This is a genomic window from Pseudomonas sp. TH49, assembly GCF_016650625.1.
Lineage (GTDB): Bacteria > Pseudomonadota > Gammaproteobacteria > Pseudomonadales > Pseudomonadaceae > Aquipseudomonas > Aquipseudomonas fluorescens_H.
This window is the reverse complement of record NZ_JAEKFL010000001.1, coordinates 1,225,435-1,244,071: the sequence shown is the minus strand read 5'-3', so window position 1 is coordinate 1,244,071 and position 18,637 is coordinate 1,225,435. Positions and strand designations below refer to the sequence as shown.

Annotated in this window: 20 protein-coding genes, 1 tRNA gene and 2 pseudogenes; 15 read left to right on the top strand and 8 right to left on the bottom strand. The window is 57.3% G+C overall.

The window, feature by feature from the left end; translation table 11 throughout:
• Positions 1 to 235 precede the first annotated feature (235 nt).
• Together aguA and JFU48_RS05685 are read left to right on the top strand one after the other, a co-directional pair.
• The gene (aguA, locus tag JFU48_RS05690; protein WP_201136048.1) at positions 236 to 1,342 is read left to right on the top strand and encodes an agmatine deiminase; all 1,107 of its coding nucleotides are present in this window, start codon (positions 236 to 238) and stop codon (positions 1,340 to 1,342) included.
• A gap of 244 nt (positions 1,343 to 1,586) precedes the next feature.
• Positions 1,587 to 1,799: a hypothetical protein gene (locus tag JFU48_RS05685; RefSeq protein WP_003220694.1), complete on the top strand. Its 213-nt coding sequence runs from the start codon at positions 1,587 to 1,589 to the stop codon at positions 1,797 to 1,799.
• A 190-nt stretch (positions 1,800 to 1,989) separates the two neighbouring features.
• Here JFU48_RS05685 and JFU48_RS05680 read toward each other — a convergent pair whose 3' ends face one another.
• Complete coding sequence (locus JFU48_RS05680) at positions 1,990 to 4,083, bottom strand: TonB-dependent receptor (RefSeq protein WP_201136047.1); 2,094 nt, start codon at positions 4,081 to 4,083, stop codon at positions 1,990 to 1,992.
• Between the two features lie 256 nt (positions 4,084 to 4,339).
• Here JFU48_RS05680 and JFU48_RS05675 point away from each other — a divergent pair, with 256 nt between their 5' ends.
• The 6 genes from JFU48_RS05675 to JFU48_RS05650 all read left to right on the top strand — a co-directional run bounded on the left by JFU48_RS05675 (position 4,340) and on the right by JFU48_RS05650 (position 9,035).
• The gene (locus JFU48_RS05675; RefSeq protein WP_201136046.1) at positions 4,340 to 5,008 is read left to right on the top strand and encodes a DsbA family protein; all 669 of its coding nucleotides are present in this window, start codon (positions 4,340 to 4,342) and stop codon (positions 5,006 to 5,008) included.
• A 296-nt stretch (positions 5,009 to 5,304) separates the two neighbouring features.
• Positions 5,305 to 6,591, top strand: coding sequence for an OprD family porin (locus JFU48_RS05670; protein ID WP_103520123.1), 1,287 nt, complete (start codon positions 5,305 to 5,307; stop codon positions 6,589 to 6,591).
• Positions 6,592 to 6,822: 231 nt separating this feature from the next.
• Positions 6,823 to 7,569, top strand: a complete 747-nt coding sequence (locus JFU48_RS05665) for a 2OG-Fe dioxygenase family protein (protein WP_003220699.1) — start codon at positions 6,823 to 6,825, stop codon at positions 7,567 to 7,569.
• A gap of 79 nt (positions 7,570 to 7,648) precedes the next feature.
• Entirely contained in the window at positions 7,649 to 8,026 is a 378-nt protein-coding gene (locus tag JFU48_RS05660; protein WP_003220700.1) for a GNAT family N-acetyltransferase, read from the top strand.
• Complete coding sequence (locus tag JFU48_RS05655) at positions 8,023 to 8,739, top strand: AzlC family ABC transporter permease (protein WP_003220701.1); 717 nt, start codon at positions 8,023 to 8,025, stop codon at positions 8,737 to 8,739. The genes JFU48_RS05660 and JFU48_RS05655 overlap by 4 nt, the downstream gene beginning before the upstream one ends.
• Positions 8,718 to 9,035 (top strand): AzlD domain-containing protein, encoded by a 318-nt coding sequence (locus JFU48_RS05650; RefSeq protein WP_003220702.1) that lies wholly within the window; start codon positions 8,718 to 8,720, stop codon positions 9,033 to 9,035. The genes JFU48_RS05655 and JFU48_RS05650 overlap by 22 nt, the downstream gene beginning before the upstream one ends.
• On the opposite strand, the gene JFU48_RS05645 is transcribed toward JFU48_RS05650, so the two are convergent.
• A complete protein-coding gene (locus tag JFU48_RS05645; protein ID WP_045122253.1) occupies positions 8,952 to 9,878 on the bottom strand; it encodes a LysR family transcriptional regulator in 927 nt (308 codons plus the stop codon). The two genes, JFU48_RS05650 and JFU48_RS05645, sit on opposite strands and share 84 nt — an antisense overlap.
• A gap of 442 nt (positions 9,879 to 10,320) precedes the next feature.
• Between JFU48_RS05645 and JFU48_RS05640 the strand changes: the two genes are divergently transcribed.
• From JFU48_RS05640 to JFU48_RS05630, 3 genes are all read left to right on the top strand, one after another.
• Complete coding sequence (locus tag JFU48_RS05640) at positions 10,321 to 10,830, top strand: PBECR2 nuclease fold domain-containing protein (protein WP_201136045.1); 510 nt, start codon at positions 10,321 to 10,323, stop codon at positions 10,828 to 10,830.
• 308 nt (positions 10,831 to 11,138) lie between these two features.
• Positions 11,139 to 11,546, top strand: a complete 408-nt coding sequence (locus JFU48_RS05635) for an MbcA/ParS/Xre antitoxin family protein (RefSeq protein ID WP_201136044.1) — start codon at positions 11,139 to 11,141, stop codon at positions 11,544 to 11,546.
• Positions 11,543 to 12,229: an RES family NAD+ phosphorylase gene (locus JFU48_RS05630; RefSeq protein ID WP_201136043.1), complete on the top strand. Its 687-nt coding sequence runs from the start codon at positions 11,543 to 11,545 to the stop codon at positions 12,227 to 12,229. The genes JFU48_RS05635 and JFU48_RS05630 overlap by 4 nt, the downstream gene beginning before the upstream one ends.
• Here the strand turns inward: JFU48_RS05630 and JFU48_RS05625 are convergent.
• Positions 12,226 to 13,481 (bottom strand): IS3 family transposase gene (locus tag JFU48_RS05625; RefSeq protein WP_201135842.1). Its coding sequence is split into 2 segments (ribosomal slippage): positions 12,226 to 13,130 and positions 13,130 to 13,481, totalling 1,257 coding nucleotides; the frame shifts between segments, so codons are not numbered across the junction. The genes JFU48_RS05630 and JFU48_RS05625 overlap by 4 nt on opposite strands.
• Before the next feature lie 108 nt (positions 13,482 to 13,589).
• Positions 13,590 to 13,865, bottom strand: a complete 276-nt coding sequence (locus JFU48_RS05620) for a DUF3077 domain-containing protein (protein WP_201136042.1) — start codon at positions 13,863 to 13,865, stop codon at positions 13,590 to 13,592.
• Between the two features lie 467 nt (positions 13,866 to 14,332).
• Between JFU48_RS05620 and JFU48_RS05615 the strand changes: the two are divergent.
• The 4 genes and pseudogenes from JFU48_RS05615 to JFU48_RS05600 form a co-directional block, all read left to right on the top strand.
• A pseudogene (locus JFU48_RS05615) lies at positions 14,333 to 14,506 on the top strand (type II toxin-antitoxin system HicA family toxin); the annotation flags it as partial.
• A 15-nt stretch (positions 14,507 to 14,521) separates the two neighbouring features.
• A complete protein-coding gene (locus tag JFU48_RS30305; RefSeq protein ID WP_103485324.1) occupies positions 14,522 to 14,947 on the top strand; it encodes a type II toxin-antitoxin system HicB family antitoxin in 426 nt (141 codons plus the stop codon).
• Between the two features lie 48 nt (positions 14,948 to 14,995).
• A complete protein-coding gene (locus JFU48_RS05605; RefSeq protein WP_112997809.1) occupies positions 14,996 to 15,178 on the top strand; it encodes a hypothetical protein in 183 nt (60 codons plus the stop codon).
• A gap of 89 nt (positions 15,179 to 15,267) precedes the next feature.
• Positions 15,268 to 15,387, top strand: a pseudogene (locus tag JFU48_RS05600) (helix-turn-helix domain-containing protein); the annotation flags it as partial.
• A 115-nt stretch (positions 15,388 to 15,502) separates the two neighbouring features.
• Here JFU48_RS05600 and JFU48_RS05595 read toward each other — a convergent pair.
• From JFU48_RS05595 to JFU48_RS05580, 4 genes are all read right to left on the bottom strand, one after another.
• Positions 15,503 to 15,578 (bottom strand) — tRNA-Thr (locus JFU48_RS05595).
• A gap of 420 nt (positions 15,579 to 15,998) precedes the next feature.
• Positions 15,999 to 17,234: a methyltransferase gene (locus JFU48_RS05590; RefSeq protein ID WP_201136041.1), complete on the bottom strand. Its 1,236-nt coding sequence runs from the start codon at positions 17,232 to 17,234 to the stop codon at positions 15,999 to 16,001.
• Complete coding sequence (locus tag JFU48_RS05585; protein WP_003220713.1) at positions 17,215 to 17,904, bottom strand: ABC transporter permease; 690 nt, start codon at positions 17,902 to 17,904, stop codon at positions 17,215 to 17,217. Before JFU48_RS05585 ends, JFU48_RS05590 begins: the two co-directional genes overlap by 20 nt.
• Positions 17,901 to 18,596 carry an ABC transporter permease gene (locus JFU48_RS05580; protein WP_003220715.1) on the bottom strand — a complete coding sequence of 232 codons (696 nt, stop codon included), beginning with the start codon at positions 18,594 to 18,596 and terminating at the stop codon, positions 17,901 to 17,903. The genes JFU48_RS05585 and JFU48_RS05580 overlap by 4 nt, the downstream gene beginning before the upstream one ends.
• Between the last annotated feature and the right edge of the window lie 41 nt (positions 18,597 to 18,637).

Sequence of the window (18,637 nt, the reverse complement as noted above, 5' to 3'; positions counted from 1 at the left end):
GGGAGCGGGCTTGCTCGCGAATGCGGTTTTTCATTCAAAGGTGATATCGACGGATGTGCCGCCTTCGCGAGCAAGCCCGCTCCCACATGGGTTTAGTGCTAATTCGATTTGTATCGGTATTTAACTGTTTTTTTTAGACGAGCGTCATTTTAAAGCATTTAAAATACGATATTTATCGGTTATAAAGTCGCCATTGCTTTGCAACCCTTCGACGGTTCCCAGGAGTCCTGATCCGATGACCACTTTGAAAAGTACCCCGCGTGACGATGGCTTCTACATGCCGGCCGAGTGGGCGCCGCAGACCCAGACCTGGATGATCTGGCCCGAGCGCCCGGACAACTGGCGCCTGGGTGGCAAGCCGGCACAAGCTGCGCATGCCGCCGTGGCCAAGGCCATCGCCCGGTTTGAACCAGTGACCGTCGCGGTTTCCGCTGGCCAGTACGAAAACGCCCGTGCGCGCCTCGACGTGCCGAATATCCGTGTGGTCGAGATGTCCAGCGATGACGCCTGGGTGCGCGACAGCGGCCCGACTTTCGTCATCAATAACAGCGGTGAAGTGCGCGGTGTGAACTGGGACTTCAACGCCTGGGGCGGCTTTGAAGGCGGTCTGTACTCGCCGTGGAATCGCGACTCGCAGGTCGGCGGCAAGATCCTCGAAATCGAGCGCAGCCCGCGTTATCGCACCGAAGGTTTTGTGCTGGAAGGCGGCTCGATTCACGTCGACGGCGAAGGCACGCTGATCACCACCGAAGAGTGCTTGCTCAACCACAATCGCAACCCGCACCTGAGCCGCGAAGAGATCGAAGCGGTGCTTCGCGACAATCTGTCTGTGGATAAGATCATCTGGCTGCCGGATGGCCTGTTCAACGACGAAACCGACGGTCATGTGGATAACTTCTGCTGCTACGTGCGCCCGGGCGAAGTGCTGCTGGCGTGGACCGACGATCCGCAGGATCCGAACTACCCGCGCTGCCAGGCCGCAATGAACGTGCTGCAAAGCAGCACCGACGCCAAGGGCCGCCCGTTCAAGGTGCACAAGATGCCGATCCCGGGGCCGCTGTATGCCACCGAAGAAGAGTGCGCGGGCGTCGATCCGGTCGACGGTACCCAGGAGCGCAATCCTTCTGTGCGTCTGGCCGGTTCCTACGTGAACTTCCTGATCGTCAACGGCGGCATCATCGCGCCGAGCTTCGACGATCCGATGGATGCCCCTGCACGAGAAATTCTGCAGAAGCTGTTCCCGCAGCACGAAGTGGTGATGGTGCCGGGTCGTGAACTGTTACTGGGCGGTGGCAATATTCACTGCCTTACCCAACAGCAGCCAGCGCCGCACAAAGAGTGAGTTGAGACGTAACAGCTTGAGTTGATTCATAAATCAGCCAGGCAACAATTAGCTTGCTGTGCATGCAAAGAAGCCCGCGGCCTTACTGGACCGCGGGCTTCTTTGTATCCGCTTGTCGACAAATCGGAAACCTTGGCATAGCTCTTGTATCGGACAAAGCGCACTAGGGAGAGGGGGGACTTCAATAGTTCTGTCATAAACCTTGGATAACTTGGCCGCTCACGAACGGGGAGAGAGCGCTGAAATGAACGCCGAAGTGAACGTAGTCAGCGAGCGGAATTTGCATCCCATGGTCGTAAACGGCGAATCGCTCCAGATTGTCGCGCACTTTTTGAAATCCAATGGAACGCGTCAGATCAGGGAACCTGATCCGCGCCGGATGATGATCGAGCGCTATCCCGCTGGCCTGTTCAGCGAGGCCGAACTGGAAGCGTTATGGGCTGTGATGCAAGGATAAGAAAAACAACAAGGATTGGTAAAAGCGCTGCCGGGATGGCGGCGCTTTTTTATGCACGACACAAAACCCACTGCGAACATTGGACCTGTGGGAGGGGGCTTGCTCCCGAATGCGGTAAGTCAGTGACGATGATGTTGCCTGATCCGACGCCTTCGGGAGCAAGCCCCCCTCCCACAGGATTTGTGTGAAATCAGAAGCTGTAGGTACCGGTCATCACCACGCTGCGCGGTGCGCCAGGCTGGATCTGATATTGGCTGGTGGCCGAGGCGTAATACTCGCGGTCAGTGATGTTGTTCAGTGCCGCACGCAAGTCCCAGTCCTTGAAGCGGTAACCGACCAGTGCATCCCAGCGGCCATACCCCGGCAGCACGGTGGTGTTGGCGTTGTCGGCATAACGCTGGCCGACCAGGGTCAGGCCGGTTTCGCCGTACCAGCCCATTTCCGGTTTCCAGGTCAGGAACAGGCTGCCGTTGTGTTTGGCCACGTTGTTGACGCGCTTGCCTTCCAGGCCGTTGTTGTCCTTCTCGATGGTGGTGTCCTGCACGCCGACGCCGCCGCGCATGTACCAGTTGCCGACCAGTTTGCCGGTGGCGGTCAGCTCGACACCGCGGGAACGCTGAAGACCGGTCATGACGGTCAGGGTCGGATCGTTCGGATCGCTGGTGCGGCGGTTGTAGAGTTCCAGGTCGTAGACCGCCAGCGTGGTGCTCAAGCGATCATCCAGCCAGTCGCTTTTCACCCCGATTTCTTTCTTTTTGGTCAGCTCCGGACTCAAGTCGTTGCTATTGCCGGCAGCCCCCGGGGTGATGCCGATCAGGCCGCCGCCGACCGGCGAGAAGGTCTTCGACCACGAGGCGTAGAACGAATGGTTCTGCAGCGGCGTCCAGACAATCCCGACGCGCGGGCTGGTGCTGTGGCTGTCGCGATCCTCAGTGATGTTCTTGAGTTTGTTGGTCGACTCGATATCGAAGGTGTCGTAGCGCAAGCCGGCCAGCAGTTGCCATTGATCATTCAGGCGCAGTTGATCCTGGACGTAGACCGCGCGGCTTTCGACTTCGGTGTGGCTGTTGCTAAACACCTGCATGCTGCCGCTGTGGCGGAGCTCGCGATTGGGATTGAACAGGTCAAGCGATGGCACCGGTTGTGCGCCCGGGGTTTTGCCGGTTGCGGCGTTGTACAACTTTGGATCTCGACGCTGGCTGCCGATTTCGACGCCGGTCAACAAGCGATGCTCCAGGCCGAAGGTATCGAATCCGCCTTCCAGCTCAACGTTGTTGTAGACGTTGCGGGTGGTCAGATCCTGCTGCCAGTGCTGGCGCGCGACCTTGTTGGTTTTCGGGTCGAAGTTGGTCAGGTAGGTGTTGTCGAAATCGCTGTCGAGCTTGAACACGCCCAAGGTCTGGCGCAGCTGCCAGTTGTCGTTGATCTCGTACGTGAGTTTGGAGCGCAGGGACTGCGCCTTGTCATCGATGAAGTCGTGATCATTGCCGTAGGTCGTGTCGCGACCGACATCTGCTGGGCGCCCGTTGACGCCGGGAATACCGCGATCCGGCGTACGGTTGTAGCGACTGTACTCGTATTGCACCAGCCAGTTGAGGTCCGGGGTCAGCTGCCAGCTCATCGATGGCGCGAACAGCTGGCGGTTGCCACTGACGCCGTCGCGGAAGCTGTTTTCATCCATGTTGCCCATGTTCAGGCGCAGGCTGAGATTTTTGCTGGGGTCGGTGCTGAGGTCGGCGTACAGGCTGCGCAGGTCTTCGCTGCCGCCCTGCGCTTCGATGGTCGAGCGACGGCCGAATTCGGGCAGCTTGCTCACGCGGTTGACGATCCCGCCCTGGCTGCCACGGCCGTAAAGTACCGCCGCCGGGCCTTTGAGCACTTCGACCCGTTCGATGTTGTGCAGGTCGCGCTTGTACTGGCTGTCGTCGCGAATACCGTCCAGATAGAAGTCGTTGCTGGCGTCGAAGCCACGGATGCGCAGGCTGTCGAAGCGGGTGTCGGCGCTGCTGCTGACGTTGGGAATGCCGCTCAGGGCGTCGCCGATGTCATTGGTGCCGTAGTCGGCGACGTTCGCGGTCTTGATCGAGTCGATGGCCTGCGGCACATAACGCACCGGGGTCGAGGTGCGGGTCGCAGTGCTGCTGATTTTGACGCGCGGGTCCTCGGCTTGTTCTTCGGCGCTGATCGCGGTGGCAGGCAGTTCGGTGGCGGAGTAAGCAAAACCGCTGGTTAGAAAGGCAGACAATCCAAGGGTGACGGGCGTGAGGCGGAACGGGGCAGGCATGGAAAAGCGCATCCGAAAGGGTAGGGAAATTCAAACGCGCAAATGGTAATGCTTTGCATTTGCTCCCGTAATTTATTCCTGAGAAGTTCCCCTATTGGATTGTTTCAATTTGTGTCGATCTCGATACACACCGACCCTTTGAACAATTTGACCGATTACCGAAACAGTCTGAAAGGCATTCCGACGTTTTTCGCCAACACACGAGGGAATAGTCTGCCGGCATCGAATTTTCCTGATTGGTTGCCGGAGTACTCCCATGATCCTTCACTACATCTACGACCCATTGTGCGGCTGGTGCTACGGCGCCAAACCGCTGGTGCAAGCGGCGCAGAAAGTGCTGCCGGTCGTTGCCCATGCGGGTGGAATGATGAGCGGCGCGAATCGCCAGCGCGTTTCGCCGCAACTGCGCGATTACGTCATGCCCCACGACCGGCGCATTGCCGAATATACCGGGCAGCCATTTGGCGAGGCGTATTTCGAACGCCTGCTGCGCGATCACTCTGCGGTTTTCGATTCGACGCCGCCGATCGCAGCGGTGATGGCGGCAGAGTCTATCGACGGCCGTGGTCTGCAACTGCTCGGACGTTTGCAAACGGCGCATTACGTGGAAGGGCGGCGCATTGCCGATGAATCTGTGCTGTTCGAACTCGCTAGTGAGTTGGATTACGCCGAGGACACCTTTGTGGCTGCGTTTAAGTCCGTTGATACGACAGCGCATGTAAAAGCCAGCCGCGCGCTGTTGGCGCAACTGGGCGGCAAGGGATTTCCAACGTTGGCACTGGAGCAGGACGGACAATTTACCTTGCTCGACATCAGCCCATGGCTTGGCAAACCGCAGGCATTCGCCGAGTGGTTGGGGCAAGCGGTTGTCGCTGTTGAGCCAGGGCAATCCCCCGCGCAATGCGGTCTCGACGGCTGCGTGTAATCGCGCTGGATTCACTGGCTGAGCGCATTTCCGAGCAATGCGCTATCGCAAAATTTACGATTCTTAGACGATTTTTACCTATTTAAAGACGATTCTTGAAATTGACACATTATTGAGGGCGCGGCTACGATTCGGCCCAACGCCTGTGGCCAACCGCCATGACTCAAAATAATAAACAGGCCCGCCACGGTTTTTCCGTGGGCGGGCCTTTTTGTTTTCGGGGTGAAAAAAGAGTGCATTAGCGCCGTTTCAGCCGTTCGACACAGCGCGTTTCAACCCGTAATAAGGAAAACAAAATGTTGAACAAGCGAATCAGTCTGATCGCACTGGGGATGTTGAGTGCCACTTCGGCAATGGCTGACGGCCAGGCCGAATCCAAGGGTTTTGTAGAAGACAGCAGCCTGAAAGTGCTGCTGCGCAATGCCTACATCAATCGTGATTACAAAGACGGCAACAAAGACAAGTCTGAGTGGGGCCAAGCGGCCATCGGTACGTTCTCGTCCGGTTTCACCCAAGGCACCATCGGTGTGGGTGTTGACGCCTTCGGCCTGTACGCCCTGAACCTGGAGCGTAGCGAAGATCGCAGCGGTGCCGGCGGCATCGACTTCTTCAAACGTGGCGACAGCGGCAAACCTGCCAACGACCTGTCCAAGGGCGGCGCAGCGGTCAAATTCCGTCTGTCCAATACCACGCTGACCTACGGCGACCAGATGCCGGCCCTGCCGGTGCTGAATTACGACAATTCGCGTCTGCTGCCGGAAAGCTACACCGGTACCTTGATCACTTCCAAAGAGATCAAAGGCCTGCAACTGGACGCCGGTCGTTTCACTGCCGAATCGCGCAAAAGCGCTGAAGGTCGTGACAGCGGTGGTCTGAAGGCTATCAACGTATTGGGCGGTAGCTACCAGTTCACCGAACAATTCAAGGCGGCGCTGTACGCTTCCGACGTTGAAGACGTGCTGAAGAAGCAGTACGTGAACGCCAACTACGTGTTCCCGATCGACAAGGATCAGTCCCTGACCCTGGACTTCAACGGCTACCGCACCAAGCTCGACGACTCCTATGTTCGTCAGAGCGGTGCTACCGGTGACGACAACAAGATCTGGAGCCTGGCAGCTACGTTCGCCACCGGCCCGCACTCGTTCACCGTGGCGCACCAGCGTTCCACCGGCGACAGCAACCTGGGCTACGCCTACGGCGGCTATCAGAAAGAGCAAGGTCGTGTCGGTGACGGTGGCAACACCATCTACCTGGCCAACTCCTACTGGTCGGACTTCAACGCTGAAGACGAGCGCAGCTGGCAGCTGGGTTACGGTTTGGACTTCGGCGCATTCGGCGTACCGGGTCTGAGCTACAACTTCGCTTATGTGCGTGGCGACAACATCACCACTTCCACCAGCGAAGGCGGTACCGAGCGTGAGATCTTCAACCAGGTCAAATACGTCGTACAAAGTGGTCCGGCGAAAGACCTGAGCGTGAAATTGCGCAGCTCGATCCTGCGCGTGTCGCAGAAATCCAGCGAGTACAACGTCAGCGGCAACGAGCTGCGTGTATTCGTGGACTACCCGATCAACATCTTCTGATGAACGATCCGGTGTAAGAAATATGAGAAAACCCCGACTGGTTCGGGGTTTTTTTTCGAGGTCTTTTCTATAGAAACTGTAAAAAACCCGTGTTTTTGTCATGTAAAAGTTGTTTTTACGCTGCTGCAAACTCCGTTTCAAACTGGGCTTTAAATGCCTGAAATTCTTTCTCATGGACGCAAATTCTCCACCTAATAGATTAGGCCGCTCAACGCAGCGGAGAATTTGGTAATGATCGTTTTGAACAGAGAAGTGGGCGAATCGCTACGGCGCGACAAATATGTCAACGTCCAGGGTGGTGACTTCAATCTCTACGGTCATTTTGCCGACTTCGTCAGACTGACCAAAAGTTGGGAAAACATGGAGCCAGACAGTTACTACGGTCAGGCCGAAGCCGGCATGCGTTACCGTCGTTACAGCGACTTTGAGTACAACCCGAAAACACGTGAATTGAAGCAACTCGAGCATCGCGCGTACGTGCAGTCCAAAGAGAACAACGCCTACGTGGGTGGTGTTGTGCGGCACTTTCAGGACTTCTCCGATGAAGTGATTACTTCGCCGGTGATGCGCAGCCTGATCGACACCGATTTTGAAGTGTACAAAAGCGTGTTGCCGGAAGAGCTGCACGATGAAATCTGGCAGTGCCAGATCCATCAGATCCGCATCGAGATCAAACCCGGCAAGCAACTGGAAATCACTCCGGAAGGGATTCACTGCGACGGCTATCCGTTCAGCGGTGTGCACTTCTGGGGGCGCAACAACGTCGAGGGCGCGGAAAGCCGTTTGTACGATGTGCACGAGCATCAACTGGCGTCGACTACCTACAAGGAAATCCTCGACACCACGTACTTCCTTGACCGCGACATGCGCCACTACGTGACTCCGGCGCGCAACACCCACACGCATGCCATGGCTTACCGGCAGATTCTGGCGATTTCCTTCTCGCGGCCCGGGACCGCTTTCGACATTGTTCGCTAATCAGATCACCCCAATCGATGGCGTCGAGTGCTCGACGCCGGTGGTGCTGCGACGCGCTACCGCCAAGGACGCGCAGCGCATGGAGCGTTTCTTCCGCCAGTTCGACGAGGTGTCGTTCTGTGAGTGGCAGGACGCCAAATGCCTGCGCGGTGTATTGATCCAGAAGACCACCACGGCCTATCTGGCCTTCGACGTCGAAGGCGAAATCGTCGGTGCGGTGCTCGGCGGCATGCTCGGCAGCCGCGGCACCATCAACCACCTGGCGGTCAGCCCACGCTATCGCAGCCAGGGCGTCGGCCAGCGGCTGGTGGAAGCGGCGTCGTCTGACATGAAACGGGTCGGTGTATTACGGATGTTTCTGTTCGTCGACGATGCTAACCTCGCGGGCAAGCGATTCTGGACTGCCCAGGGTTTTTGCGAACCCCACGGCGAGCGGACATTTGAGAGGGATCTATGAATGAAACGTCCGGCAGTGCGCCGCTGATGGCTGCCCATCAGCCATCGCGCACGTTTGCCGAAGCCAGCCCGGTGGTGGCCGGTTATTTCACGGTGTCGTTCGTGTTCGGGCTGATGGCGGTCAACGCCGGGCTGCCGATGTGGCTGCCGGTGGCGATGTGCTTGTTCGTCTACGCCGGCGCTTCGCAATTCGCCGCGCTGGCGCTGATCTCCAGCGGTGCTTCGCTGACTACCATTGTGCTGACCACGTTCCTGATCAATGCGCGGCACATGCTGATGTCGGTGTACATGGCCAAGGCCCTGCGCGCACTGGGGCTCAGCCGCATGGAGCGCTGGGCTTACGCGGGTGGACTGACCGATGAGTCTTTTGCGTTTCACAGCGTCAAGCTGGGCACCGGCGCGCCGGTCAATATCCGTTACCTGATCGGCTTCAACCTGTTCTGCCACACCTCCTGGGTGCTGGGCGGATTGCTGGGCGCCGTTTGCGCGCAATATGCATCGCACCTGATCAAATACCAGCTCGACTACGCACTGACCGCGATGATGCTCTACGTGCTGGTGTCGCTGTGCAACACCCGCAACAAACTCATCGCCGCAGCGGCTGCCGTCGCCTGCATGGGTGCGCTGAGCCTGGTCGGTACTTCGCCATTTAACGTATTCATCGCCACGTTTGTGGGCTGCGGAGTGGGTGTATGCCTGACCAAACGTTCCTGATCCTGGTGGTAGCGCTGATGATGGCCGTGACTTTCCTGCCGCGCGCGTTGCCACTGCAAGTCAACACCGAGCACTGGCCGCCATTCGTTGCGCGGGCGCTGGAATACCTGCCGGTGGCGATCGTCGCTGCGATCAGCCTGACTCCCTTGTTGATCAAGGATCAGCACCTACAGCTCGACCGCCCGGAATTTTATGCAGCCATTCCGACGCTGTTATGTGCGTATTTCAGCAAAAACCTCTTTCTCAGTGTGGCGGTTGGGACGGCTGCGTACATTGCGCTCGGCTCGTTCATGTAGCGGCAGATCGACCACGTCATTCAGGGCCTGGCCCGACAGGTTCGGATTGTTCACCGCCAGACGCACTTCGAGGAAATCCTCGAAACCGGGGAAAATCGTCAGGCCGTTCTTTTGCGCGGCCTCACGAGACACCATGCCGACCGCGTCCATCTGCGTGATCAACGATAGCGTCAGGGTCTCGCTGCAGGAATAGACCATGCGCTGACCGTTCTCGTGATTGCCCAGACCAGCGTCGAGAAAGCGCAGGAAGCTGTGGGAATACGGACAATCTTCCGCAGGACGCACCTGAAACTTGTTGCCCAGCAACGTCAGTGGATCGTTTTCCTGCCCGCAATGGGCACCGACCACCTGCACCTGCACATCCGGCAAAACAATGCTCGGCAGACCCGGACGTTGCGGGCCGATCAGCACCGCGAGGTCAAAGTCCTCATTCTTCAGCTTGCTCAGGTTCTCCATCGACTCGGCGTAGCTGAATTCCATCTGGTAATCGGGAAACACCTCGATCAGGCGTCCGATCATTCGCCGGTTGAAGTCAGACGACAACGTGTTGTTCAACGCAACCTTCAATGTGCGCTGGCCAGGCACCTTGAGCGCCTCGACCTTTTCTTCCATCTGTCGCGTGGCAATCAGCACTTTGTCGATGTAGGGCGTCAGCTCCGTGCCTTGCGGCGTCAACGTCAGCCCTTTGTTGGAACGACGAAACAAGCGGAAACCGAACTGCTCTTCGACCTTGTTCAACTGTGCGGCCAAGGCCTGCACAGTCAGGCACGAATGCTCGGCTGCGGCCGACAACGAGCCGGTCTGCACGATGCGCATGAGGTTGCGTAAGGTTCTGCTATCCATGGGTAATGCCCTCTGAAGTGGGCTGGGTATTGTTGTTTACGAGACTGCCGATCCGGCGTCATATGCCGGCTATATTCCAGCACCTGAGCATAGTTGTCGCGGGTTTAGTAGCGAATTGATGTCCCCGCCGATGGCTGGAAGCTGACACAGGATCGGGATTTTTGATGACGTGGGGGTGATTGGGGTCAAGAAAAGTGCCCGGCTCGGACGAGTCGGGCACTTTTTTATGCCCCGGGACTACTGCATTTTTGAGTATTTCCCACACCGAAACGTCACTGTTTTGCACCGTTGTCGGAAGCCTCCTATAGAAAAGAGCGAACGGGCTGATTTACCGCCAATGCACAAGTGGCTGAAATATCAGGTAGTTATTTTCGGGACTTTTAGTCCGAGGCCATGGATTTCCAGGCAATGCCGGCATCCGCGAAGCTAGCGAGTCGATGCCATGAGTTTGCAGGGGAGCAGGGCGTTACCCGATCAAAAAACCTGGAAAGATCTGGGCTTACCGGATATTCGCGATATCGACCCCGGCCTCCTGATTTCTGCAGTCAGAGAGCTTCCGGGTGCCTCGAGTCTTAATGCAGCGTGGGAGCAAGTCGCCAGAGGCTTTGGACTTGTTCACGGTCTTGATGCTGTTCTGATCGAAACGCCATATGGACCGGTTTTGGTGAAGCATGAGCATTTGCTTCATACGGTGGAAAAGCGCCCGAATGCCCGTGAGCGATTCACCGAATTTGCGCGAGATACCCTGACGAAACCGTTAGAAATATGGCGGGTCCCCTACGATGACGCCTCGTTTCGACTCTCCTTCATCGGCGCCTACAACGCGAGATACCAGATGCTGGTGGTCATCCATGTTGAGCGTGGCAACCTACTCTGGAATTTCATGAACTGTGACAAGAAGGGCCTGAACAAGCATCGGCATGGTGAACTGTTGTATCGACGTTACCGGTAGCTCAAACAAGAAAGGGCAGCCTTCTCAGGCTGCCCTTCACATGAATGTCGCTTGATATTGTGCTCCCTCAAGCAGGGGAGAAGAGGTCTCACCCGAGCGCTGATTTTCAGGTCATCAACGGGGTTCCTAACGCCGACTATTGCCACCTGAAGGCAGTCGGTTTCGCGCTCTTGAGCCAGATTCTCTGCCACGGAACATTGAGGTGTCAACCTGAGGTTTTGAGGATTTTATTCGTATGCGGATAGAGTTATTGAAAAAATTCATATGTGTACTACGCTGAGCTTGCGGAACAGCGAAGAAGGACGACCATGCCTACCTCATCCCCAGCCCTCACCCCGCGTGAACAACTCGACGTCCCCGAAGCCGGGCGCGTCGCGCTGAAGTTTTTCTTCACCCTCATGGAGCGCTGGGGCTGCAGCGCCGAGCAGCAACGCACATTACTCGGCGGAGTTGGCAACACCACGTTCTACAAATACAAACACCTGCCGAACATACGTCTGCCTAACGACACCCTTGAGCGGATCTCCTACCTGATGGGTATTCACAAGGCGCTGAGCATCATCTTCAGCAATAGCCGCGAGCGCGCTTATACGTGGGTCAGCAGCCCGAACACGGCGGCGCCATTCAATGGTCGAACGGCGCTGGATTACATGCTGGCGGGGAGGGTGGTCGATATCGCCGACGTGCGCCGCTACCTCGACGGGGTGCGCGGTTGAAGGCCCCGCCACTGGCCGATCCGCAATGGCCGAAGGCCTATCGGATCGTCAACAGCAGCTTCCCGCCGATTGCGTTGTTCGAAGACGTGCTCGACCCCGAAGACCTGGAAATCGCCTACGCGCTGGAAGCGCTGACCAATGATCGCCTGATCGAGCAGGCCGGCGTCCTCGCCCGCGTGCGCCCCGAAGACCGGCTCTCCGGCCCCGGTTCAACCCCGGTGATGGCGGCGTTTACCCACATCGGCAAAAGCAGCCGCTTCACCGATGGCACCTTCGGCGTCTACTACGCCGCCAGCAGCCAGGCCGCGGCCATCGCCGAAACCTGCTATCACCAGGAACGTTTTCTTGCGGCCACCAACGAAGCGGATCTTGAGTTGACCATGCGTACTTACGTTAATCGCGTGGTTAAGCCGCTGCATGATGTTCGTCACGACTTTCCAGATTTGCATCAACCCGATCCAGACGCCTATGGCCCATCCCAGGCGTTTGCCCGACAACTGCGTGAGTCTGAATCGTGGGGGATGCTCTACAACAGCGTTCGCCTGCCGGGCCACGAATGTGTTGCCGCGTTCCGGCCGCCGGCCGTGTCGATTCCGAAGCAGGGTAAGCATTTGCGTTATGTGTGGAGTGCGAGTCAGAGCAGGATTTCGTTTGTGTTTGAGATCAGTCAGGTTTGTGTCTAGTCCTGAAATAGGTTTACACCTGTTTCAGTCTCAAACGCCCGATGCACCGCATCGGGCGTTTTGTATTTCAGGGCTAAGTGCGGCCGCTCCCGGTTGTAGATTTGCACCGATTCATCCACCATTTTCACTGCATCCGCCAGGTCTTTGGGGCGATGCAGCAAAAACTCAGTCTTCAAAATCCCATTTACCCTCTCCGCCATAGCGTTCTGATAGCAATCATAACCGTCAGTCATTGAGCACCTGATTCCATGCCGGGTATGCATCCGTTGGTATAAGTCGGAGCAATACTGGGCTCCGCGATCTGAATGATGAATGAGCGGTTGATCGGATTTTCGCTGACTAACAGCCTTCTGCAGCGCCCTGACCACCGACTCCGTATGCAGGCTGCTGTGCACATGATGACCCACGATTTTGCGTGAGTACGCGTCTGTTATCAGGCTAACGTAAGCGACACTTTCCCGCGTTGGGAGATAGGTAATGTCTGCGACCCAAACCTGCTCAGGTCTGCTGGCTACAACTTGTTCCGGGCCAGCTTTGAGTAGGTTGGGGTGACGGCGGAAGCGATGATGGCTATGCGTGGTTTTATGATAAGCACGTTTGCGAGGAACCAGCTCTCGCGCCTCTCGCAAGATAGAAAACAGGCGGTCTCGACCGACACGTAGCGTCGCTGCAGCTTCAATTAGCATCAGGTGGTGCAGTTTGCGCGTCCCAAGCCTCGGCTGGCGCCGACGCTTTTCCAGAACGAATTCCACTACCTGCTGGTCTTGGCAAACTCTCGCGTCAAAGGCTCGGTTGCGCTTGTAATACGCTTGGCGCGAAATGCCCATAAACAGGCAAGCCCTGGTAATGCTCAGGTCTTGGATTTGCCCTTGCGAGAGGACTTGCCGGGTCGCTTTTTTACGATGGACACACCGTAATCATTTTTCAAGACGTTCACGACAGCTTCAAAGAACTGGGCCTTCTGATTGCTCAGCGCCAACTGTTCTTCAAGCTCTTTGATCCGCTGTTCGGGTGTCAGCGGTAGGTTGGGGTCGGTCATCGGCCTGCTCCGCGGCGCTCGGATTGAGGCGCCTTGGCTCCAGTCCTGTCGGCCATGCTTGCGTAACCAAACCAGTACCGTGGACCGGCCTTGAATGCCAAAGCGCCGTTGAGCCTCTTTATAACTCAACTCGCCTTTTTCGACTTGATCTACGACTGACAATTTAAAAGCTAGCGTGTAATCGCGCTGGCTCCGCCTTTTTCCGGTATCCATTGAATCCTCCTGAAGATTGGTCAGAAGGTGTAAACCTTATTCAGGACGCGACATTGAAACGCAAAAAGCCCTCGCGATACCGCGAGGGCTTTCTTTTGGCGGTTTACGTCAATGGCTTGCTGTTGGCGCATCCAGCACTTTCACCACGTCGTCGATCAGCGCCTTGCTTAACTCCTGCAGATACTGGGAGGCATAAGCGTGAAGATCCGGATCGCGCGCGACTGAAGTGTCCGCAGTGAGCAATCGTGAGATGTGAAGCAAGTGGGAGGCGTGGGAAAGGGCGGTTATTACCGGAACACCACGATTGGTGCGGAACAGCGCTTGATTGGCCTGGAAGGAAAAGTGCGTAAGGCCTGGTGTTTTCAAATCGAGGTAGTTGGTCATTTCGCTTCACCTGTATCTAATGCGTGGAGTGAGTTGACCGATGTGGCAGCGCTGCGGATTACGGATGGATCGATGGCATTCATTTGTAAACTCCCTGTATCAAATGAGAGCTGCCATTTTCGTTCTCAGGCGAAAGGGTGGCAGCTATGCGCAGGCTGAGAAACCGGAGATACAGGAATCCGGCAGACCCGAAGGTCTCCCACGCACAGCCGCCATTACACGTGAATGCGGGTGCAAAAAAGCGCCGGCAATCATGGGTTTGGGGCGCTGGTGCGCCTGCATCTTACGCGGGTTCTCAGGCCCGGTCGCTGATTTGGCAGCGACGGGTTTGACGGTAGCTTGCGGAGGACGGACGCGCAATCGTGGCCAGGTGGTGGCCGTTGCCATCTCTGTGTAGTGCAACACTTATGTTGCGAATGCAGCAAATATGTTGCACATTCGCTTTACCGAAACGGCGAGTGATGCACATGAAGTACAGCGAGTTTCGGCGATGGTTGAAAGCCCAAGGCGTTGAGTTTCAAACCGGCAAGGGCAGTCACTTCAAGGTTTCCTTGAATGGCAAATCAACTGTGTTTCCCGACCATGGAGCCAAGGAAATGGGCGAAGGGCTGAGAATATCGATAATCAAACAGCTGGGCCTCATGAGAGGAATCGTGATGTTCGAATATGCGTTGGAAGTTCACGAAGAGCCGGACAGTGTCTGGTTGTCCTGCGCAGAAATTCCTGAGATGCACGCCGTTGGCGACACCCTCGAGCAAGCGTTGGACACCGCCATCGATGCAATCGAGACGGCATTCTCGATATACGTTGATGATCGCCGGTTGATTCCGACCGGGCAGGCAGGAGAACAGGCAAGTGACGTTGTATTGCGTCTGCCTGCGCTGACTGCAGCAAAGGTTGCTCTGTGGAATACGCTTTTGGAGTCAGGTTTAAGCAAGGCCGAGTTGGCACGTCGTCTCGGCGTACAACGGCCCCAGGTCGATCGCCTGGTAGATTTCCTGCATCACTCCAAAATCGAGAATGTTGAGCGTGCGTTGCAGCAACTTGGAAGGCGGATTTCGCTTTCGGTTCAAGCTGCATAAGTTCAGCAAGCGAGCGTTGGAGAAAATGGCTGAAGTCGACGAAAAGGCATGGCAAATGAACTAGGGCGATTTCAGACGGACTTGATGGAATCTGTACGTCAGATGAAGGCTGGAAAGGCCTCGCGCGCAACGCTGCTGCCGCTCTCGGCGGCCAATGAAGAGCAAAGGAAGGCCAGGGTTTCTCAAAGCGTTTTCGCCAACCTAAGCACCGTGGTGACACGAGCAAAATAAGGTGGGAAAAAATAGAGTCAGACCACAGTCTCAGCTCAAAACGTGGTCTGACCCTTATTTCCATAAGCAACTGAAGGAGGAAATCAGCGATGCTCAATGAACTGGAGCAATTCCAGCAAGACTTGCTGGAATCTGTACGTCAAATGAAGGCCGGAAAGGCTGCACGTGTCACCGAGGTACCGCTCTCTGCACCGGCAGAAGCAGTTGCCTCCCCGACGAGCCATCCAGATTAACGACGAATTTTGAGTGCACGGCTGTGACAGGCAATGTGGACGTACCAGAAACAACAAAGCCCCTGCATTTCTGCAGGGGCTTCGTTTTGTATGGTGCCGGCACCAGGAGTCGAACCCGGGACCTACTGATTACAAGTCAGTTGCTCTACCAACTGAGCTATACCGGCGTGTGGGCGACGATTATAGCGATTGGGTTGGTTCTGTAAACCCCTGAATTCAGACTATTTTTACGCAGGCGCTGGATCAGGCTTGGCGTGAGCGGTGACGCCGGGTTTTTAGCCGCAAAACCGAGGTGCTACGCGATCAAGCCAGACTGAGCGTGAGGGCAGGATTTCCGCACCGTTCAAGCACCCATTTCACCCGTTTATGTCGTTTTGATTGGAAGCTTATGCACAACGGATCGACGCAACGGCAGTGTTGCAGGGGATTTTGTGGACACGTTCTCATTTTGTGCGCAAATCCCTGTTTTACAGGTTGTTTATCAATATGAACAAAAAATGACCAATGCTGTTTAAGCGGTCTAACGTCCGTGAATATTGGATCCACTGGAAAACCATCAACAGAGTTATCCACAGGCTGTAAAGATTTTAAGCGCGTTCGGCCAGCAGCAGGAAATTACGCGGTGTCAGTGGGGTGTCGCAAAAGGTGCCGAGGCGTACGACATACCCCTGTTCACTGAGGAAAATGGCTCGATCCAGGTTCAACCAAAGCTCCAACGGTCGTCGGAACAGTCCGCGCAGTAGTTCCAGGTTGCGAACTTCGGCCAACCGCTGCCAACCGGCGGCTTCCAGTGCCTGCCAGTCTGGCGTGCCGATTGTGGATAACTCTTTCAGCGCTGCCAGGTCGCGGCAGTAATCGGCGAAGGGTTTGTCCAGCCAGACGCTGGGCAGGGACGGGGTTGGCAGGTATTCGTCGACGCCGCGCAGTTGCCGTTGCAGCAGGTCGAAGGCCAGGCGCCGGGCCATCGAGGTGTCGCGCTGACGTCGGACGCGTGCGCCGGCGGTGACGGTTTCGCTCATGGGCAGTGCCAGATCTTCGAGCGAGAGTTGTAGGGCAGATCGCATGCCGGCGCAGGACAAGGCCTGGTACTCGTTGCGATTGATCCGGTTGTAGCAGCACGGGGCGATGGCCATCTGCTGACATCCGGCAGCGCTCGCCAGTTGCATCAGGCGCACATGCAGGTCGCCGCAGGCGTGCAGGGCGACCGGGGTGTGTTGAGCGCTCAAAACAGTCGTGGCGTCTGCTGCCAGCACATCCTGCTCGACATGCAGGGCGTGCAAATGATGGCGCTGACTTAATGCCTGACCGCTGGCGACCAGCGCCGGATCGTATTCAACACAGGTCAGCTGTTGCCCGGCGCCCAGCAGGCGTCGGCCCAAATGCCCCTTGCCGGAACACCAGTCCAGCCAATGTGTTGGCGCAGAGGCGAAAGACAAGCGGCTGGCGAACGCTTCAATTTGCTGCCACTTGCGCCCCGGCACATCGACATTCAATCGATGGCCTGCCGCTTCCAGCGCATGTCCCGGCAACTCTCCGACTGCGCTCAGCGCAGCCGACAACGCCGCCAATGAAGCGAACGGCTCCGGCGCATCGATGAGATCGGCAGGGTGGTTATGCACAAGCTCTGCATCTTCCAGCGATCGTCCGCGTAGCCACGAAGCCAATTCGGGGTAGGCGGTTTCCCATGGAAGCGAAAGATGAGTGAACGGACGAGGTTTCCACAGCGCCTGATGCTCAATCAAAAAAGCATCCAGCGCAGTGAAACGGGCGAGTAGGTCCTCGCCCGTCAGCACGTGGGAAGTTTCAACGCCCTTGGCAGGCATCGACGCGCAGCCAGCGCTCCAGCAGCTTGAAGCCGCGCACCAGCACGTAGGACATCAGCAGATAGAACACGCCAGCGGCGAAGAAGATTTCCACCGGCAGGTAGGTGCGGGCAATGATCGTGCGGGCCATGCCGGTCAGTTCCAGCAGGGTCACGGTGCTCGCCAGCGCACTGGCCTTGAGCATCAGGATCACTTCGTTGCTGTAGGCCGGTAGGCCGATGCGCGCCGCACGCGGCAGCATGATGTAGAACATTGCCTTGGGCTTGGACATGCCCAGTGCCCGCGCCGCTTCGATTTCGCCCGGCGGAATCGCCTGGATCGCGCCGCGCAGGATCTCGGCGATGTACGCCGCGGTGTGCAGGGTCATGGTCGCGGTGGTACACCAGAACGGATCGCGCAGGTACGGCCACAGTGCGCTGCTACGCACCGCATCGAACTGCGCCAGGCCGTAGTAGACGAGGAACAGTTGCACCAGCAGCGGCGTGCCACGGAAAAAGAAGATGTAGGCGTAGGGCAAAGCGCGCACGTACCACAGCTTCGAGGAGCGGGCGATGCCCAGCGGAATGGCCAGCAGCAGGCCGGCAATCACGGCAATCGCCACCAGTTCCAGGGTCAGGGTTGCGCCCTGCGCCAGTTTCGGCAGCCACTTGATGATCACTTCCCAGTTCATGAAGCGCTCCTCGCAAAGCCGCGAGCGGCGCGTTTTTCCAGGAAGTGCATGCCGCTCATCGCCAGCACCGTCAGGCCCAGATACATGACCGCGGCCACCAGATAGAAGGTGAACGGCTGTTTCGACACGGTCACGCCGATCTGCGCGTGACGCATGATTTCTTCCAGGCCGATCACCGACACCAGCGCGGTGTCTTTCATCAGGATCATGAACAGGTTGCCCAGGCCGGGCAGGGCGATGCGCCACATCTGCGGCATGATCAACTTGGTGAAGATCCGCCATTTCGACAGGCCCAGCGCCACGCCGGCCTCACGGTGGCCCTTGGGAATGGCGAGGATCGCGCCGCGGAACACTTCCGTGGCGTAGGCGCCGAAGCACAGGCCCAACGCAATCACGCCAGCGGCGAATGCGCTGAGTTGCAGGTCGGGGTTGCCGAAGAACTCACCGAGGCTGCGCATCAGGTTGACCGTACCGAAGTAGATCAACAGCACCCAGAGCAATTCCGGGACACCGCGCACCAAAGTCGAATAAGTACCGCCAAGCCATTGCAGCGGCTTGTACGGGGAAGTCTTGGCCAAGGCGCCGAGCAGACCGAGCACCAGTCCCAGGCACAGGGCCGTCAGCGCCAGTTTGACGGTCATCAGCGCACCGGCGGCGAGGGCCGGGCCGAATCCGTAGAGGTCGATAATCATGGATTTCTTTTCAAATCGCGGCAGGCAAGGCCGGGAGCCGG